Source organism: Curtobacterium sp. MCPF17_003, from assembly GCF_003224385.1.
Classification (GTDB): domain Bacteria; phylum Actinomycetota; class Actinomycetes; order Actinomycetales; family Microbacteriaceae; genus Curtobacterium; species Curtobacterium flaccumfaciens.
In genome coordinates this window covers 169,799-185,194 of the sequence record NZ_QKLC01000005.1, presented here as the reverse complement: position 1 = coordinate 185,194, position 15,396 = coordinate 169,799, and the positions used below count along the sequence as shown (strand labels likewise).

At 69.2% G+C, this 15,396-nt stretch carries 15 protein-coding genes; all 15 read right to left on the bottom strand.

Going from position 1 to position 15,396, the window contains the following annotated elements; all coding sequences use genetic code 11:
• Nucleotides 1-312: 312 nt before the first annotated feature.
• The 15 genes from DEJ30_RS07455 to DEJ30_RS07385 all read right to left on the bottom strand — a co-directional run bounded on the left by DEJ30_RS07455 (nucleotide 313) and on the right by DEJ30_RS07385 (nucleotide 14,843).
• Nucleotides 313-2,637 (bottom strand): bifunctional (p)ppGpp synthetase/guanosine-3',5'-bis(diphosphate) 3'-pyrophosphohydrolase, encoded by a 2,325-nt coding sequence (locus tag DEJ30_RS07455; protein WP_231495664.1) that lies wholly within the window; start codon nucleotides 2,635-2,637, stop codon nucleotides 313-315.
• A gap of 69 nt (nucleotides 2,638-2,706) precedes the next feature.
• Nucleotides 2,707-3,054: a rhodanese-like domain-containing protein gene (locus tag DEJ30_RS07450; protein ID WP_110860020.1), complete on the bottom strand. Its 348-nt coding sequence runs from the start codon at nucleotides 3,052-3,054 to the stop codon at nucleotides 2,707-2,709.
• Complete coding sequence (gene secF / locus DEJ30_RS07445; protein WP_110860018.1) at nucleotides 3,054-4,058, bottom strand: protein translocase subunit SecF; 1,005 nt, start codon at nucleotides 4,056-4,058, stop codon at nucleotides 3,054-3,056. Before secF ends, DEJ30_RS07450 begins: the two co-directional genes overlap by 1 nt.
• Nucleotides 4,058-5,809 (bottom strand): protein translocase subunit SecD, encoded by a 1,752-nt coding sequence (gene secD / locus DEJ30_RS07440; RefSeq protein ID WP_110860016.1) that lies wholly within the window; start codon nucleotides 5,807-5,809, stop codon nucleotides 4,058-4,060. Before secD ends, secF begins: the two co-directional genes overlap by 1 nt.
• A gap of 91 nt (nucleotides 5,810-5,900) precedes the next feature.
• The gene (yajC, locus tag DEJ30_RS07435; RefSeq protein ID WP_051596726.1) at nucleotides 5,901-6,302 is read right to left on the bottom strand and encodes a preprotein translocase subunit YajC; all 402 of its coding nucleotides are present in this window, start codon (nucleotides 6,300-6,302) and stop codon (nucleotides 5,901-5,903) included.
• Nucleotides 6,303-6,392: 90 nt separating this feature from the next.
• On the bottom strand, nucleotides 6,393-7,436 hold the full coding sequence (ruvB, locus tag DEJ30_RS07430) for a Holliday junction branch migration DNA helicase RuvB (RefSeq protein ID WP_110860014.1): 1,044 nt from the start codon (nucleotides 7,434-7,436) through the stop codon (nucleotides 6,393-6,395).
• Nucleotides 7,433-8,053 (bottom strand): Holliday junction branch migration protein RuvA, encoded by a 621-nt coding sequence (gene ruvA / locus DEJ30_RS07425; RefSeq protein WP_110860012.1) that lies wholly within the window; start codon nucleotides 8,051-8,053, stop codon nucleotides 7,433-7,435. The genes ruvB and ruvA overlap by 4 nt, the downstream gene beginning before the upstream one ends.
• Entirely contained in the window at nucleotides 8,050-8,697 is a 648-nt protein-coding gene (gene ruvC / locus DEJ30_RS07420) for a crossover junction endodeoxyribonuclease RuvC (RefSeq protein WP_110860010.1), read from the bottom strand. The genes ruvA and ruvC overlap by 4 nt, the downstream gene beginning before the upstream one ends.
• Before the next feature lie 2 nt (nucleotides 8,698-8,699).
• Entirely contained in the window at nucleotides 8,700-9,467 is a 768-nt protein-coding gene (locus tag DEJ30_RS07415) for a YebC/PmpR family DNA-binding transcriptional regulator (protein ID WP_017887357.1), read from the bottom strand.
• 119 nt (nucleotides 9,468-9,586) lie between these two features.
• Entirely contained in the window at nucleotides 9,587-10,198 is a 612-nt protein-coding gene (pdxT, locus tag DEJ30_RS07410; protein WP_110860008.1) for a pyridoxal 5'-phosphate synthase glutaminase subunit PdxT, read from the bottom strand.
• On the bottom strand, nucleotides 10,188-11,108 hold the full coding sequence (gene pdxS, locus DEJ30_RS07405) for a pyridoxal 5'-phosphate synthase lyase subunit PdxS (protein WP_027465600.1): 921 nt from the start codon (nucleotides 11,106-11,108) through the stop codon (nucleotides 10,188-10,190). Before pdxS ends, pdxT begins: the two co-directional genes overlap by 11 nt.
• Nucleotides 11,109-11,121: 13 nt before the next feature.
• Complete coding sequence (locus DEJ30_RS07400) at nucleotides 11,122-11,775, bottom strand: HIT domain-containing protein (protein ID WP_258369859.1); 654 nt, start codon at nucleotides 11,773-11,775, stop codon at nucleotides 11,122-11,124.
• Nucleotides 11,775-13,796, bottom strand: a complete 2,022-nt coding sequence (thrS, locus tag DEJ30_RS07395) for a threonine--tRNA ligase (protein WP_110860006.1) — start codon at nucleotides 13,794-13,796, stop codon at nucleotides 11,775-11,777. The genes DEJ30_RS07400 and thrS overlap by 1 nt, the downstream gene beginning before the upstream one ends.
• Before the next feature lie 94 nt (nucleotides 13,797-13,890).
• Complete coding sequence (locus DEJ30_RS07390; protein ID WP_110860004.1) at nucleotides 13,891-14,433, bottom strand: adenine phosphoribosyltransferase; 543 nt, start codon at nucleotides 14,431-14,433, stop codon at nucleotides 13,891-13,893.
• A 176-nt stretch (nucleotides 14,434-14,609) separates the two neighbouring features.
• Nucleotides 14,610-14,843, bottom strand: a complete 234-nt coding sequence (locus DEJ30_RS07385; RefSeq protein ID WP_146238520.1) for a hypothetical protein — start codon at nucleotides 14,841-14,843, stop codon at nucleotides 14,610-14,612.
• Between the last annotated feature and the right edge of the window lie 553 nt (nucleotides 14,844-15,396).

Sequence of the window (15,396 nt, the reverse complement as noted above, 5' to 3'; positions counted from 1 at the left end):
ACCGTCGGTTGGCAGGGTCGCAGTCGACGGTTCGTGACCGGTCGACGGTGCCCGTGCGACGAGTCGTGACCGGTCGACGGGCGACGGGCGACGGGCAGGAAGGGCCGGGAGGCGCCGGGTGGGGTTGCTACGGGCCTCCGGTCGGAGCGTGCGAGCGGTCAGGGCACCCCGCTCGCGGTCGCCGAGTGGTCGCGAACTGTCGGTTGGCAGGGCCGCAGTCGACGGTTCGTGACCGGTCGACGGTGCCCGTGCGACGAGTCATGACCGGTCGACGGGCGACGGCCGACGGACGGGCCGCGCGGGGCCCTGCCGCTAGCCGGCGCTGACGCGGTAGACGTCGTAGACGGCGTCGATGCGTCGCACCGCGTTCAGCACGCGGTCGAGGTGGATGGTGTCGCCCATCTCGAACACGAACCGGCTCAGCGCGAGACGGTCGGACGAGGTCGACACCGTCGCGGACAGGATGTTCACGTGGTGGTCGGTCAACACACGGGTGACGTCGCTGAGCAGGCCCGACCGATCGAGCGCCTCGATCTGGATCTGCACCAGGAACACCGACTTCGACGACGGAGCCCACTCGACCTCGATCATCCGGTCGGGTTCGTTCATGAGCGACTTCACGTTGGTGCACGACGACTGGTGCACCGAGACGCCCTGGCCACGGGTGATGAAGCCTACGATCTGGTCGCCCGGCACCGGCGTGCAGCACTTCGCGAGCTTGACGAGGATGTCGGGCGCACCGCGGACCAAGACGCCGCTGTCGCTCGTGCGCAGCTGACGACTGGTGACCTGGCGCGGGAACGCGAGTTCGGGCTCGTCCGTCTCGGTCTCGGTCTGGACGTTGCCGAGGACCTTCTCGATCACCGACTGCGTCGAGACGTGGCCTTCGCCGATGGCGGCGTACAGGGCGGAGACGTCCTCGTACCGCATCGACGAGGCGACCTCGGCGATGCTGTCCTGGCTCATGATGCGCTGGAGCGGCAGGTTCTGCTTGCGCATCGCTCGGGCGATGGCGTCGCGACCCTGCTCGATCGCCTCTTCGCGGCGCTCCTTGGTGAACCACTGCTTGATCTTGTTGCGCGCGCGGGGGCTGCGGACGAACTGCAGCCAGTCCTGCGAGGGGCCGGAGTCGGGGTTCTTCGACGTGAAGATCTCGACGACGTCGCCGCTGGACAGCTGGCTCTCGAGCGGGACGAGGCGGCCGTTGACCTTCGCACCCATCGTGCGGTGGCCGATCTCGGTGTGCACCGCGTAGGCGAAGTCGACCGGAGTGGCTCCGGCGGGGAGACCGATGACCTTGCCCTGCGGCGTGAAGACGTAGGTCTCCTTGGCACCGATCTCGTAGCGAAGGGAGTCGAGGAACTCGCCCGGGTCGCTGGTCTCGGCCTGCCAGTCGGTGATGTGGGCGAGCCACGCCATGTCCTGGTCGTCCGTGGTCGACGAGGTACCGGCGTCACGGCCGGCAGCGCGCTGCTTGTACTTCCAGTGGGCGGCGACACCGAACTCGGCGCGCTGGTGCATCTCGTGCGTACGGATCTGGATCTCGACCGCACGACCCTGCGGTCCGAGCACCGTGGTGTGCAACGACTGGTACAGGTTGAACTTGGGGGTCGCGATGTAGTCCTTGAAGCGACCGGGCAGCGGGGTCCAGCGGGCGTGCACCGAGCCGAGCATGGCGTAGCAGTCGCGCACGGTCGGCACGAGCACGCGGATGCCGACGAGGTCGTAGATCTCATCGAACTCACGACCCCGCACGATCATCTTCTGGTAGATCGAGTAGTACTGCTTCGGCCGGCCCATGACGTCGCCGCGGACCTTGGCGGCCTTCAGGTCCTTCTTCAGGGTGCCGATGACGTTCTGGACGAACTGCTCGCGCTTCGGCTGGCGTTCCTTGACCAGGCTGTCGATCTCGACGTAGAGCTTGGGGTGCAGGACCGCGAACGACAGGTCCTCGAGCTCGAGCTTGATCATCTGGATGCCGAGCCGGTGCGCGAGCGGCGCGTAGATCTCGAGCGTCTCCTTCGCCTTGCGCGTGGCGGAGGCCGACTCGACGAAGCCCCACGTGCGGGCGTTGTGCAGGCGGTCGGCGAGCTTGATGACGAGGACGCGGATGTCCTTCGACATGGCGATGACCATCTTGCGGACGGTCTCGGCCTGCGCGCTGTCGCCGTACTTGACCTTGTCGAGCTTGGTGACGCCGTCGACCAGCATCGCGATCTCGTCGCCGAAGTCGGCCCGCAGCTGGTCGAGCTGGTAGTCGGTGTCCTCCACCGTGTCGTGCAGGAGCGCGGCCGCGATGGTGATCGTGCCGATGCCGAGGTCGGCCAGGATCTGCGCGACCGCGACGGGGTGCGTGATGTACGGCTCACCGGACTTGCGCTTCTGACCGTCGTGCGCGCGCTCGGCGACCGAGTACGCACGCTCGATGAGTGTCACATCGGCCTTGGGGTGGTGCGAGCGGACCGTGCGGATCAGCGTGTCCACCGCGCCGGCCGGCTGGGCGCGCGAGAACAGGCGCGGCAGCAGCGAGCGGAGGGAACCGAGGTTGCCGGTGGTGTTCGGACCGATCGGGCTCGAGGGCCGCGGGGCGGAACCCGGGCGGCTCGGCGCGGACGGCTCTTCGCGGGTGTCCGTCATGATGCGCCTCCCAGGACTCGGTCCGAGAGCTCGATCCGAGCTCGATCCGACAAGACTACGCGTCCCCGGTCAGTGCCCGTGACGCGGTTCGCCCTGGGCGTCGCGCTCCACCGGCGCCCCCGCCTGCTCCCAGGCGAGCATGCCGCCGGAGAGGTTGACGGCAGGCACGCCCGACTGCTCGAGCGCCGCGACGATGCGCGACGACCGGCCGCCGGAGTGGCAGACGATGATGGCCGGCTGGTCGCCGCCGTCGATCTCCTGCCAGCGGTCCACGAACTCCGACATCGGCACGAGCGTGGCCTGGGGAGCGTGGACCTCGTCCCACTCCCCCTGCTCGCGGACGTCGAACAGCCGGGCTCCGGCGTCGATGCGGCGCTGGGCCTCGGCGACGTCGATCTGCTGGATCTCGATGGGCATCAGACGTTCGCCTCTGCCGCGTCGACCTCACGCCGGCGCTTCTCGGCCGCCTGGGTCTTCTTGGCGTCCGACTCCTTGATCTTCGGTTCGTTCTCGCGCAGCTGCGCGTACATCGGCGACGCGATGAAGATCGTCGAGTAGGTGCCGACGATGATGCCGATGAACAGCGCGAGCGAGATGTCGCGCAGGGTACCGGCGCCGAGCACGTACGACCCGATGAAGAGGATCGCCGCGACCGGCAGCAGCGCCACGACCGAGGTGTTGATCGATCGGACGAGGGTCTGGTTCACCGCGAGGTTGACCGACTGCTTGAACGTCCGGATCGATTCCTGCGCGGTGTTCTCGCGCACCTTGTCGAAGACCACCACGGTGTCGTAGAGCGAGTACCCGAGGATCGTCAGGAACCCGATCACCGCCGCGGGCGTGACCTCGAGCCCGACGATGCCGTACACGCCGGCGGTGATGAGCAGGTCGTGCAGCAGCGCGGCCATCGCGGACAGCGACATCTTCCAGGTGCGGAAGTACAGCGTCATGAAGACCGCGGCGAGGGCGAGGAAGATCACGAGACCACGGATGGCCTGCGCGAGCACGTCGGCACCCCACGTCGCGCCGATGAAGGTCGCGGCGACCTGGCTCTCCGGGACGTCGTAGGCCTTCGCCAGGGCGTCCTGCACCTCGGTCGTCTGCCGGTCGGTGAGCTGCCCGGTCTGCACGCGGATGCCGTGCGTGCCGAGTTGCGAGACGCGCGGGATCGACTCCGGGACGACGTCCTCGACGGTCTCGGTGGCGAGGTTCTGGTCGAGCGTCTTGACGTCGGAGATCGTGAACTCCGAGCCGCCGGTGAACTCGATGCCGAGCTGGTACCCGCCACGGAGCCACGGGGTGACGAGCGAGATCACGATCATCGCGAGGGCGATGAGGTACCAGGTCTTCCGGCGCCCGATGATGTCGTACGACCGCTTCCCCGTGTACAGGTCGCTGCCGAACTGGCTGAAGCTGGCCATCAGTCGTCCTTCCCGTCCGGCGTCGAGCCGTTGTCGCCGGAGGCCTGCTGGGCCTTCCGCTCCGCGATCGTCTGTCGGCGCTGTGCCTCACCGGCACTGCGCTGGCGCTTGCCGTCCACGACGGGTGCGCGGAACTGTGCGCGCCCCCGGTAGACGGCACCGAGAGCTGCCGGGTCGAGACCACTGAACCGGTGGCCCTCGCCGAAGAACCGGCTGCGGGCGATGAGCTGCATCATCGGGTGGGTGAAGAGCGCGACCACCACGATGTCGATGAGGGTCGTGAGGAGCAGCGTGAACGCGAAGCCCTTCACGTCGGCGACCGCGAGCACGTAGAGCGTGACGGCGGCGAGGAAGTTCACCGCGTCGGACGCCAGGATCGTGCGGAGTGCACGCTTCCAGCCGGACTCGACCGCGCTCTCGAGGGCACGGCCGTCGCGGAGTTCGTCACGGATGCGCTCGAAGTAGACGATGAACGAGTCCGCCGTGATGCCGATCGCGACGATCAGACCCGCCACACCCGCCAACGAGAGGCGGTAGTCGACACGCCACGACATGATCGCGATCACCAGGTAGGTGAGCACCGCGGCGATCCCGAGCGACAGCACGGTGACGAACGCCAGGGCCCGGTACTGGATGACCGAGTAGATGATCACCAGGATCAGACCGATCAGACCGGCGACGAGGCCACCGATGAGCTGCGCGGTGCCGAGCGTCGCCGAGATGTTCTCGTTCGACTGCACCTGGAAGTTGATCGGCAGCGCACCGTACTTCAGCTGGTCGGCCAGGGTCTTCGACGACTCGGCCGTGAACGACCCGGTGATCTGTGCCTTGCCGTTCGTGATCGCGGAGTTCGTCGTCGGCGCGGTGATGACCGAACCGTCGAGCACGATCGCGAACTGGTTCTGCGGCTGCTGGAGCGAGACGAGACGGTTCGTGACGGTGCGGAAGTCCTTCGAGCCCTCGCCGTTGAACGTCAGGTTGACGGCCCACTGGCCCGTCGACGTGCCCTGCGAGTCCGTGGCGAGACCGGAGGTGGCGTTGCTGATGTCGGCACCGGAGACCTCGACCGGTCCGAGGATGTACTTCCCCGCGCCGTCCTGGTCACAGGTGACCAGGGGCTCGTCGTCGGGCGCCGTGGTGACGTCGTCCGGAGCCGCGCAGTTGTAGTTGGTGTACAGGTCCTGCAGCTTCGGCGTGACCCAGTTCAGGTCGCTCGCGTTGGTCGGCTTCGCGCTCGGCGTCGCGGCGAGCGAGGCCGGCGGCGAGTACGGCGTGGCCGATGCGGTGCCCTTGCCGTCGTCACCGACGGCGGAGTTCGTCGCGGCCTCGGTGAAGAGCACCGGACGGAAGGTCAGCTTGGCCGCTGCCTCGATGCGGTCGATCGTGGCCTTGTCGGGGCGACCCGGGATCGAGACGACGATGTTGTTCGCGCCCTGGGTGTTGATCTCCGACTCGGAGACACCGGTGGCGTCGATGCGCTGGCGGATGATGTTCACCGCCTGCTGCAGCTGCTGCGAGGTGACGGAGTCGCCCTCGGTGTTCTGCGCTGCCAGGGTCAGCTGCGTGCCGCCCTGCAGGTCCAGAGCCAGCTCGGGGACCCAGCTCGCGCCCTGGTACCACTTGTCGGTGTCGTCCTTCGAAGAGCCGGCGAGGATCGACGCGGCGGTGTTCACGCCGGCGAGGATCGCCATCAGGATCACCAACCAGGTGAGCGAGCGCAGCGCCTTCTTGACGGGTGTCGATCGTGCCACCGGTCGTCTCGTCTTTCTGTTCAGGACCGTCGGCACACCGTGCGACGGCAGAGGGAGGCCGCCGGGTCAGACGACCCGGCGGCCGAGGGCGTCAGTCGTCGGACTTGCGCTTCGTGGCGTCGGTCTCGTCGACACGGTCGGTGTCGACCCGCTCGCCGTAGACCGGCTCACCGTTGAGCTCGGCCACCGGCTTCGGCTCGTCCTCGGTGGTCGTGGTGGTCTCGACGTCCGACGCGTTGTCGTCGACGACGCGCGACAGGGTCTGACGGTGCACGGTGACGATGGTCCCCGGTGCGATCTCGACGTCAGCGGTGACCTTCTCCTCGTTCACGGAGAGGAGCGTGCCGTAGAGGCCGAAGGACAGCATGACCTTCGCGCCCGGGACCATCTTGTCCACGAGTTCGGCCTGCTGCTTCTTGCGCTTGCGGCTGTTGTAGAACATGAAGGCCGCGAACGCCACGACGATGACGATGAGGATGACTTCTTGACCCATGATGCGTTGCCTTCTCTGGTTGCTCGGTTTCGGGCCGTAGCAGTCTAGGGCACGCCGGTGTCCGTGGCATGTCACCCGACTGATCGGCGGTCAGACGGTGGATTCCGGGTCGTCGAAGAGCCCGGGCTGCCCGCCGTCGCCCTGCCCCGGGGTGAGGCCGAGGTGTCGCCAGGCCCGCGGTGTCGCGATGCGCCCGCGGGGGGTGCGGGTCACGAGTCCGACGCGGACGAGGAACGGTTCGACGACCGACTCGATCGTCTCGGATTCCTCGCCGACGGAGACGGCCAGGGTGTTCAGGCCGACCGGACCCCCGTCGAACCGCGTCAGCATGGTCTCGACGACGGCACGGTCGAGGCGGTCGAGGCCGAGTTCGTCGACGTCGTACAGGTCGAGCGCACCCTGGACCGCGGCCATGCCGTCGGAGGTGCGGTGCACGAGGGCGTAGTCGCGCACCCGGCGGAGCAGGCGGTTCGCGATGCGCGGGGTGCCACGGGAGCGTCCGGCGATCTCGCGCAGGGCGGTCCGGTCGATGTCGAGTTCGAGCAGGTGGGCCGCTCGGATCAGGACCTGCTCGAGCTCGTCCTTCTCGTAGAACTCGAGGTGGGCGGTGAACCCGAAGCGGTCGCGCAGCGGGTTCGGCAGCAGGCCGGCCCGGGTGGTGGCGCCGACGAGCGTGAACGGTGCGAGGTCGAGGGGAATGCTCGTGGCACCGGCACCCTTGCCCACCATCACGTCTATGCGGAAGTCCTCCATCGCCAGGTAGAGCATCTCTTCTGCCGAGCGGGCCATGCGGTGGATCTCGTCGATGAACAGCACTTCGCCCGGCACCAGCGACGACAGCACGGCGGCGAGGTCTCCGGCGTGCTGGATCGCCGGGCCGCTCGACATGCGCAGCGGTCGCCCGGTCTCGTGCGCGACGATCATCGCGAGCGTGGTCTTGCCGAGGCCGGGAGGACCCGCCATCAGGATGTGGTCCGGCGTGCGCTCCTGCATGCCCGCGGCCTTGAGGAGCAGGTCGAGCTGCCCACGGACCTTGCGCTGCCCGACGAACTCGTCGAGCGAGCGGGGACGGAGCGCGCCTTCGAACGCGAGTTCTTCCTGCGATTCGGCGCCGGCGGACGTGATGCCGCTCACCGGCCGGCTGCCGCGGGTCGGAGCGCACCGAGGGCGGCGCGGAGCAGAGCCTGGGTACCCATCGCGGCGGCACCGGGCTCGTTGGCGACGGCGTCGTCGACCGCGGCCTGTGCCGCGTCTTCGCGCCAGCCGAGGCCGATGAGCGCCGAGACGACGTCGACCGCGGCGGGGTGGACTGCGGTCCCCCGTGCGGCGGCGACCACGGCAGCCTGCTCGAAGGCCACGAGCTTGCCGGAGAGCGCGACGATGATGAGCTTGGCGGTCTTCGGGCCGATGCCGGAGACCTTGCGGAACGCGCCGTCGTCCTCGTTCGCGACGGCGTTCGCGATCTGCGCCGGATCCATGTGGGCCAGGACGCCCATCGCGGACTTCGGACCGACACCTGATACCCCACGGAGCAGGTCGAACACCTGCAGCGCGTCGGTCGACTCGAAGCCGAAGAGCAGGTGCTCGTCCTCGCGCACGATCATGGCGGTCCGCACGAACACCTCGGACCCGTGGCGCATCGTGAGCGCGTGTGCGGGGGTCACGGTGACGGCGTACCCGACTCCCCCGACCTCGATCACCACGGCCGAGCCGGCGATGTCGATGCAGGTGCCCCGGAGACTCGCGATCATGTTCCGAGCCTAGGGCCGCCCACCGACGACGCCGACCTGCCACGCTGCGGGCGTGCTGCGGCGGCGGCCGCGCGGGCCAGCGGCGAGTCGACGGTGCCGCCCTGGGCGTCCCGCCAGGCGCGCTGTGCGGGGGTGAGGTTCGTGGCACGCGAGCCGGCGGCGTCGGGTGATCCGAGCCTCCAGGCATGGCACACGGCCAACGCGAGCGCGTCGGCGGCGTCGGCCGGCTTCGGGGCCTCGGCGAGCCCGAGCACGCGCGCGATCATGGTCTGCACCTGACGCTTGTCGGCGTTGCCGTAGCCGGTGACGGCGGCCTTGACCTCGGACGGCGTGTGCAGCCCGACGGGCAGGCCGCGGGCGGCCGCGGCGTGCAGCGCCAGGCCGGCCGCCTGCGCGGTGCCCATCACGGTGCGGACGTTCGCCTGTGCGAACACCCGCTCGACGGCGACCGCATCGGGGTGGTGCTCGTCGATCTCGGCGGCGATGCCGTCCGCGATGCGGAGCAGCCGCTGCTCGAGCGGCATGTCCGGCGGGGTGCGCACGACCGTCACGTGGACGAGTCGTGCGCGCCGGTTCGGCGCGACCTCGACGACGCCGACGCCGCACCGGGTGAGCCCGGGGTCCACCCCGAGCACACGGAGCACGGTTACTCGCCCTCGTCCTCGTCGAGCTCGGCCTGGACGTCCGCGGGGATGTCGAAGTTCGAGTAGACGTTCTGCACGTCGTCCGAGTCCTCGAGCGCGTCGATCAGGCGGAACACCTTCCGGGCGGTCTCGGCGTCGACCGGCACCTTGAGGCCCGGGACGAACTCGGCGTCGGCGGAGTCGTAGTCGATGCCGGCGTCCTGCAGGGCTGTGCGGGCGGCGACCAGGTCGCTCGCCTCGGTGATGATCTCGAAGCCGCCGCCCTGGTCGATGACGTCCTCGACCCCGGCGTCCAGCACCGCGGTCATCACGGTGTCCTCGTCGAGGCCGTCCGTCTTCGTGACCGAGATGACGCCCTTGCGCGAGAAGTTGTAGGCGACGCTGCCCGGGTCGGCCATGGTGCCGCCGTTGCGCGACATCGCGGTCCGGACCTCGGCCGCAGCACGGTTCTTGTTGTCCGTGAGGCACTCGATGAGCATCGCGACGCCGTTGGGGCCGTAGCCCTCGTACATGATCGTCGTGTACTCGATGGTCTCGCCCGTGAGACCCGCACCGCGCTTGACGGCGCGGTCGATGTTGTCGTTGGGGACCGAGGTCTTCTTCGCCTTCTGCACGGCGTCGACCAGGGTCGGGTTGCCGGACATGTCGGCACCGCCCATCTTCGCGGCGACCTCGATGTTCTTGATCAGCTTGGCGAACGACTTGGCACGGCGCTGGTCGATGACCGCCTTCTTGTGCTTGGTCGTTGCCCACTTGGAATGCCCGGACACGGTTCTCCTTGCGTATTGCGGAAAGTCCCGCTCAGTTTAGCGGCCCTGTGGGCCGAACACCGGCCTGGAGGCGCGGCGCGGCTTCCGTCCCGCCGGTGCGGCGGGCGGGCGGTCACGCCTCAGGCGCTGCGCACCAGGTCGAGGAACCGGCGGTGGAAGCGGTCCTCGCCGGCGACCTCGGGATGGAACGCGCTGGCGATGACGTTGCCCTGCTGCACCGCCACGACCTGCCCGTCGGGCAGTACGCCGAGGACGTGGACGTCGTCGCCGCGCTGCTCCACCACGGGGGCCCGGATGAACACCGCGTGCACCGGGGCCTCACCGAGGTCGGGCATCGGGATGTCGATCTCGAACGAGTCGTTCTGCGCACCGAACGCGTTGCGGCGCACGGTGGTGTCGAGCACGTCGAGGGTCCGCTGACCGCTGATGCCGTCGGTGATCCGCGACGACAGCATGATCATGCCGGCGCAGGTGCCGTAGGTGGGCAGGCCACCGCGGATCGCGTCGGCGAGGGGATCGGCGACGCCGAACGCGCGGGACAGCTTGTCCATCACGCTCGACTCGCCCCCGGGGATCACGACACCGTCGAGGGTCTCGATCTCCTCTGCCCGACGGAGCGGCACCACGTCGGCGCCGAGCTCGGTCAGCGAGGCGATGTGCTCGCGGAAGTCACCCTGCAGCGCCAGGACCCCGATGCGGGGCCGAGCGCCGGTCGTCGGACTACCAGCCACGCTCGGCGAGGCGGTGCGGTGCGGGGACGTCGGCGACGTTGATGCCGACCATCGCCTCGCCCAGACCACGGGAGACCTCGGCGATGACCCTGGGGTCGTCGTGGAACGTCGTCGCCTTGACGATCGCGGCGGCACGGGCCGCCGGGTCGCCGGACTTGAAGATGCCGGACCCGACGAAGACACCGTCGGCGCCGAGCTGCATCATCATCGCGGCGTCGGCCGGGGTGGCGACACCACCGGCGGTGAAGAGGACGACGGGGAGCTTGCCGGTGCGGGCGACTTCCTGCACGACGTCGATCGGGGCCTGGAGCTCCTTGGCGGCGACGTAGAGCTCGTCGTCACGCAGGTTGCGGAGCGCCGCGATCTCCTTGGTGATGGTGCGGATGTGCTTGGTGGCCTCGGACACGTCACCCGTGCCGGCCTCGCCCTTGGAACGGATCATGGCCGCGCCCTCGGTGATGCGACGGAGCGCCTCGCCCAGGTTGGTGGCACCGCAGACGAAGGGGGTGGTGAACTTCCACTTGTCGATGTGGTTCACGTAGTCGGCCGGCGACAGCACCTCGGACTCGTCGATGTAGTCGACGCCGAGCTCCTGCAGCACCTGCGCCTCGACGAAGTGACCGATGCGGGCCTTCGCCATGACGGGGATCGACACCGCGGCGATGATCTCCTCGATCATCGAGGGGTCGGACATGCGGGCGACGCCGCCCTGCGCACGGATGTCGGCGGGGACGCGCTCGAGGGCCATGACGGCGGTCGCGCCGGCTTCTTCCGCGATGCGGGCCTGCTCGGCGTCGACGACGTCCATGATCACGCCGCCCTTGAGCATCTCGGCGAGGCCGCGCTTGACGCGGTCGGAGCCGGTGATCGAGGTGCCAGGGGTGCCGGAGGTGCTGGTGCTGTCGCTCATGATGCCGACCAGTCTAGTGCGCCCGGGGCCACCCGTCGGCGACGAGTCGACGCGTCTCGCCGAGCAACTGCGACATCGACTTCGTGCGGGCGATGATCGGGAAGAAGTTCGCGTCCGACTGCCACCGCGGAACGATGTGCTGGTGCAGGTGTGCGGCCACTCCGGCACCGGCGACCTCGCCCTGGTTCATGCCGATGTTGAAGCCGTCGCAGTGCGAGACCTCGCGCAGCACCCGCATCGCGGTCTGCGTCAGCTCGCCGATCTCGCGCAGTTCGTCCGGCGTCGCCTCGTCGTAGAGCGGGACGTGCCGGTACGGGCAGACGAGCAGGTGCCCGTTGTTGTACGGGAACAGGTTGAGCAGCACGTAGGCGTGCTCGCCCCGGGCCACGATCAGGGCGTCCTCGTCGGACATCCGCGGGGCTTCGCAGAACGGGCAGTCGTCGTCGTGCCCGCGACCCCGGCCTTCGCGGCCCGCGTCGATGTAGGCCATCCGGTGCGGGTTCCAGAGCCGCTGGAACGCGTCCGGGACGGCTGCACCGGTGGCCGCGTCGCGGATCACCAGCGGATCGGTGTCCGCGCCTTCGGAGCGTGCGGCGGTGGTGGGACCGGCCACGTCGTCGACGTGACCGGTCCCCGCGGCCTGCTCCGGGCCTCCCGACGGTGCCATCAGACCTGCGCGCGCTCGCGGATCGCGGTGAGGATGCGGTCCACGGCCTCGTCGACGGGCACCGCGTTGTCCTGGCGGCCGTCGCGGAAGCGGAAGCTGACGGCACCGGCGTCGCGGTCGTCGCCGCCGGCGATGAGCTGGAACGGCACCTTCGCCTTGGTGTGCGTGCGGATCTTCTTCTGCATGCGGTCGTCCGAGTGGTCGACCTCGGCGCGCACGCCGTTCGCTCGGAGCTTCGCGATGACCTCGTCGAGGTAGTCGCCGTACTCGGCCGCGACCGGGATGCCGACGACCTGGACGGGCGACAGCCACGCCGGGAACGCACCCGCGTAGTGCTCGGTGAGCACCCCGAAGAAGCGCTCGATCGAGCCGAAGAGCGCGCGGTGGATCATCACCGGACGCTGGCGGGAGCCATCGGCCGCGGTGTAGTCGATACCGAAGCGCTCCGGCAGGTTGAAGTCGAGCTGCACGGTCGACATCTGCCAGGTGCGACCGATGGCGTCGCGGGCCTGCACCGAGATCTTCGGGCCGTAGAACGCGGCGCCGGCGGGATCGGGCACGAGTTCGAGACCGGACTCCTCGGCGACCTCGCGCAGAGTGTTCGTCGCGACGTCCCAGACCTCGTCGTCGCCGACGTACTTCTCCGGGTCCTTGGTGGAGAGCTCGAGGTAGAAGTCGTCGAGGCCGTAGTCGCGCAGGAGCGAGAGCACGAACTCGAGGGTCGTGGTCAGCTCCTCCTTCATCTTCTCCTGCGTGGTGAAGATGTGTGCGTCGTCCTGGGTCATCCCGCGCACGCGGGTCAGCCCGTGGATGACGCCCGACTTCTCGTTGCGGTAGACCGTGCCGAACTCGAACATCCGGAGCGGCAGGTCACGGTAGGAACGGGGCTGCGACCGGTACGCCAGGATGTGCATCGGGCAGTTCATCGGCTTGAGGTAGTAGTCGGCACCCTGACGCGTGACGTTGCCGTCCTCGTCCTTCGCCTCGTCCATGTGCATGGCCGGGAACATGCCGTCCTTGTACCAGCCGAGGTGCCCGGAGGTCTCGAACAGGTCGCCCTTGGTGATGTGGGGCGTGTAGACGAAGGAGTAGCCGTTCTCCTCGTGCCGACGGCGCGAGTAGTCCTCCATCTCGCGGCGGATGATGCCGCCCTTCGGGTGGAAGATCGCCAGGCCGGAACCGATCTCGTCGGGGAACGAGAACAGGTCGAGTTCGGCGCCGAGCTTGCGGTGGTCGCGCTTGGCGGCTTCCTCGAGGCGCACCAGGTACGCCTTGAGCTGGTCCTTGTCGGGCCAGGCGGTGCCGTAGATGCGCTGCAGCTGCGGGTTCTTCTCGGAGCCGCGCCAGTACGCAGCGGCGACGCGCATGAGCTTGGCGGCGTTGCCGATCCACCGGGTGTGCGGGACGTGCGGGCCGCGGCAGAGGTCCTGCCAGAGCACCTCGCCCGACTTCGGGTCGACGTTCTCGTACACGGTGAGCTCGCCGGCACCGACCTCGACGCTCTCGCCGGAGTCACCGTCGGTCGCCGCACCCTTGAGGCCGATGAGCTCCTGCTTGTAGGGCTCCCCCGCCATCAGCTCGCGTGCCTGCTCGTCGGTGACGACCACGCGACGGAAGCGCTGGGCCTGCTTGACGATGCGGTCCATGCCCTTCTCGATCGCCTTGAGGTCTTCGGGGGTGAAGGGCTCGGCGACGTCGAAGTCGTAGTAGAAGCCGTCGGTGACGGGCGGCCCGATGCCGAGCTTGGCGTCCGGGTTGATCTGCTGCACGGCCTGCGCGAGCACGTGGGCGGCCGAGTGCCGGAGGATGTCGAGCCCGTCCTGCTCCTGCAGGGTGACGGCCTCGGCGGTCTCGCCGGCCTGCACGTCCGCTGCGAGGTCCTTCAGGACACCGTCGACGCGGATCGCGACGACGCCGCGCTCACCGTCGAAGAGCTCGGTGCCGGTCGTGGTCGTCGTCGCGGTCCGGGGCTCGGGTGCCTGGGGAAGCTCGGCGGGCGCGGGTGCGACTGACTCGGTCACGATGATGGGACTCCTCGATCGAAATGGTGCGTCAAGACTAGTGCGAGACGTGCTCGCGTGCGGACGCCCGCGGGGACCGTGCGGTCGCCCGCGCTCAGGCCGGCACGGCGCCGAGCGTCGCGACGGGCAGCCGGGGCTCGAGACGCTCGCGCCCGTCCAGGCCGTCGAGCTCGAGCAGGGCGGCGAAGCCGATCGCCTGGTACCCGGCCCGTTCGAGCAGCGTGATGGTGGCGGCTCCGGTGCCCCCGGTGGCCAGGACGTCGTCGACGACGAGCACCCGCGTGCCCGCGGGCAGCTGGCCCGGGCGAAGTTCGAGTTCGGCCTCGCCGTACTCCAGCGCGTACTGCTCGCTGAGGACCTCGCCGGGGAGCTTGCCCGCCTTGCGCACGGTGAGCACACCGACCTGGTGCTGGGCGGCGATGCCCCCGGCCAGCGCGAAGCCGCGGGCCTCGATGCCGGCGACGGCGTCGAACCCGGCTCCGACCGCGAACGGTGCCGCGAGTGCTTCGCACACGCGCCCGAACGCGACGGCGTCGGAGAACACCGGCGTCACGTCACGGAAGAGCACCCCCGGCTTCGGGAAGTCCGGCACGAGGGCGGTGAGGCGTTCGACGAGTGCAGCTGCGGTTTCGGTCACCCGCCAACGGTACGGGAGGCCCGGAGTGCGTCCGGACGCCCCGCACGGTGCGAGGGGTGCCCGGCATGGTGCGAGGTTCCGGACGTGGTGCCACCCCGAGGGGCGGTCACGGTGGACGGAACCTCGCACCGAGCGTGCGTGCGGCGCGGCCGGCGCAGGCACCGGTGTGCCGCCGGTCAGCGCCACATCCGCATGGCGGCGCCCTGGGTGATCCAGTCGGCTTCGCGCTGCTGGCGTTCGCGCTCGAGGCGGGCCAGCGTGGCGAGGTCGACCTCGGGCCGCTCCTTGCGGGTGCGTCGGCTCCAGATGATCAGCGACATCCCGACTCGGAGTGCGATGCGGTCGGCGAGTGAGACCCGGCGGCGCACCGCGCGGGTATCGGGTGGACGGGTGGTGGTCTTCGTGGACACGGTGTTCCCCTTCAGGGCACGGCAGAGCTGCCCGGGTGTCGGGCATGACGAATCCGCCCGGGTTGCGGGCAGCAGGAATTGAATGCGTGAGAATGCACTCCGGGATGGTCCGGAAATGTTCGGACAACGATCGCGGAATGCTCGTCGACCCCGAGAGCGTCGCACTGTCCACCGACATTCTTCCGGCGTCGTCCGCGCAGATCGGACGGCACGCATCAACGGGCCGTCGAGCCGTTCAGCAGACGAACGAACCGGTGCTGCGCGAGCCTGATCGGCTCAGCGCACGGTGCCCGGAGGCACAGGTGTCAGGAGAGTGGGACGCCCCGGGTCAGCGGACGCGGAACGGGGTACCGACGCGTCCACGGATTCCACGGAACGGAGTGGTCGTTGTGATCATCATGGGTCGGCCCCCTTTCGGTCTCGAGCTGGCGGAGTCGTCCGGGTCGAATGTTCGACCGTTCGCGACGAGTGAACACTATCGGCACCGCAATTCGGAGCGCAACCCCTTTTCCGGAAAACGTCCGGAATTGCATTCCCGAACACCGTGGCGGTC

Excerpts from the sequence above, each read along its gene's own strand:
- DEJ30_RS07455 (WP_231495664.1), bottom strand. The coding sequence starts at position 2,637 with ATGACGGACACCCGCGAAGAGCCGTCCGCGCCGAGCCGCCCGGGTTCC.
- DEJ30_RS07450 (WP_110860020.1), bottom strand. The coding sequence starts at position 3,054 with ATGCCCATCGAGATCCAGCAGATCGACGTCGCCGAGGCCCAGCGCCGC.
- secF (WP_110860018.1), bottom strand. The coding sequence starts at position 4,058 with ATGGCCAGCTTCAGCCAGTTCGGCAGCGACCTGTACACGGGGAAGCGG.
- yajC (WP_051596726.1), bottom strand. The coding sequence starts at position 6,302 with ATGGGTCAAGAAGTCATCCTCATCGTCATCGTCGTGGCGTTCGCGGCC.
- ruvA (WP_110860012.1), bottom strand. The coding sequence starts at position 8,053 with ATGATCGCGAGTCTCCGGGGCACCTGCATCGACATCGCCGGCTCGGCC.
- pdxS (WP_027465600.1), bottom strand. The coding sequence starts at position 11,108 with ATGAGCGACAGCACCAGCACCTCCGGCACCCCTGGCACCTCGATCACC.
- DEJ30_RS07400 (WP_258369859.1), bottom strand. The coding sequence starts at position 11,775 with ATGGCACCGTCGGGAGGCCCGGAGCAGGCCGCGGGGACCGGTCACGTC.